Origin of the sequence: Streptomyces bikiniensis, from assembly GCF_000716625.1 — a bacterium.
Taxonomy (GTDB): domain Bacteria; phylum Actinomycetota; class Actinomycetes; order Streptomycetales; family Streptomycetaceae; genus Streptomyces; species Streptomyces bikiniensis.
The window spans coordinates 1-1,874 of the sequence record NZ_JNXJ01000101.1; the positions used below are offsets into that span (position 1 = coordinate 1).

2 protein-coding genes are annotated in these 1,874 nt (G+C 68.7%); both read left to right on the forward strand.

Features of this window, described 5'->3' with window-relative positions; all coding sequences use genetic code 11:
• A partial coding sequence (locus OO47_RS32875) for an ABC transporter ATP-binding protein (protein ID WP_033211175.1) occupies nt 1-528 on the forward strand: 528 nt, incomplete at its 5' end.
• 393 nt (nt 529-921) lie between these two features.
• Nucleotides 922-1,722 carry a Scr1 family TA system antitoxin-like transcriptional regulator gene (locus tag OO47_RS32885; protein WP_030223464.1) on the forward strand — a complete coding sequence of 267 codons (801 nt, stop codon included), beginning with the start codon at nt 922-924 and terminating at the stop codon, nt 1,720-1,722.
• Nucleotides 1,723-1,874 lie beyond the last annotated feature (152 nt).

Sequence of the window (1,874 nt, forward strand, 5' to 3'; positions counted from 1 at the left end):
GTCCGCCAGGTCGTGGAACTCGGTCGCACCCCGTTCCGCGGCCGCTTCGACGCGCTCACCGAGCGCGACCGGCGGATCGTCGACGAGGCGCTCGAACGGGCCGAGATCACCGACAAACAGCACCGGAGCTGGCACACCCTCTCCGGCGGGGAGAAACAGCGTGCCCAGCTCGCCCGCGCCCTCGCCCAGGAACCCCGGGAGATCCTGCTCGACGAACCCACCAACCACCTCGACATACGTCACCAGCTCGAACTCCTCGACCTGCTGACCTCACTGGACGTCACCTGCGTCGTCGCGCTGCACGACCTCAACCTCGCGGCACGGTACTGCGACCACATCGTCCTCCTCGACCACGGAGAGGTGGCCGCGGCCGGGGCCCCGGAGGACGTACTGACCCCGGACCTGATCAAGCGGGTCTACGGCGTGGAGGTGCTCGTCGACCGGGAAACCGCCACCGGGACGCTGCGCGTCACCTATCTGGGCACCGCCCCCCGGACGGCAGCCGCGAGGCGGTCCGCCCCCCGCTGACTACACCGATACGGGCATGGCCACCGAACGAATCGGTGTCCATGTCCGTATCGTGCTGCGGGAAGAGTGTGGTCGGGAGATGCCGTGGCCGTGACCACCACCCGGCGTCGGGGCACGAGGCTCATCAGAGAGCCTTTCCCACCTCACGTTGATGCGTGGTGAAGGACGAGGACGGCCTTCACGATGCCGGTGATGCGGTTGGTGTTGCAGCGGATCTTGGTGTGGGTGGTGTGGTGGCAGCGCTTCCTCATCCGAGTCCTGCTTCGGCGAGGGATTCGACGATGCCATGCTGCCTGGCGGCAGTCAGGTCGTGGGTCGAGCCGGGCAGCGTCGGCGAGTCCGTCGGTCTTCCGGGACGACGGCCCCGGCAACGCGGACCGTGCCGCGCTGCTGATGACGCGGGCCGAGGCAGTCCAGTGCTTCACGAGCGACCGGCTCCCCGAGCCTTTCCAGGCCGAGGGGTACGCGGCCGCCTGGCCGTTCCACCGGCCGCCGGCAACATACGCGGGTCCGAAGGGACTGGAGATCCCCTGCCCGCGCGCCGGTGTCGGGACGAAGCGGTGGACGCCGGTCCTGGACGAAGCGGTCCCGGGCCGGACCCGCGGGCGGCCGGCGATGACGGCCGATCAGCTCGGTCACCTGCTGGAGCTGAGCCGGACGCCGCACGTGGAGGTGCGTGTGCTGCGGCTGAATACCGAGCTGGCGCTGCCGGTGGCGTTCCTTGCCGGGCATCGGCTGGCCGACCAGGGGACGCTGTGGCGGCAGGACGGCTGCACCTACGCCGACGCGGATGCGCACGAGGAGCGCGGGCTGATGTTCGGCCGGCCCCTTCGGCACGCGGTGGGCGTGGAGGAGAGCCGGGAGCTGATCGCGAAGGCACGGGAGGGGACGCGTCTCGTGGCGCGGGCCATGAAGCCCGTTCCGTATGAGCAGGAGGCCCAAGGCCGACAGGCGGTAGTCGCCTCGGCTCGAACTCGCCTCTGTCGCGCTACTGCACGGCAGGGCGCACTCTTCCGAGAACAGACCACGGGAATCGAGCGGGCGTTCCCCGCTGGGGCTCACGTCAACGACGGCAGGGGAGGCGCGTTGGTGGCTTCAGGTAGCGAGGAGGAGGCCTGCGATGGCTTTGAACGGTGCATAGGGGCTCTTCGTGCTGCCGGATCCCCGTTCGCCGCTATCCACTCCTTCGGATGAATGGGTACCCGGAGAGACGTCCGATGTGGAGACCGGGTAGTCGAAAACCGTACTAACTGAACGTTTCAGAATGAGTTCCGTGCAGGGACTTGGCGGTCGAGCTTGGTGGCGGCAGAGTGTTGCGGGTGTCGGATGATCTTGTGCCTGATGAG

Coding starts and splice junctions, on each gene's coding strand:
- OO47_RS32885 (WP_030223464.1), top strand. CDS start 922: ATGACGCGGGCCGAGGCAGTCCAGTGCTTCACGAGCGACCGGCTCCCC.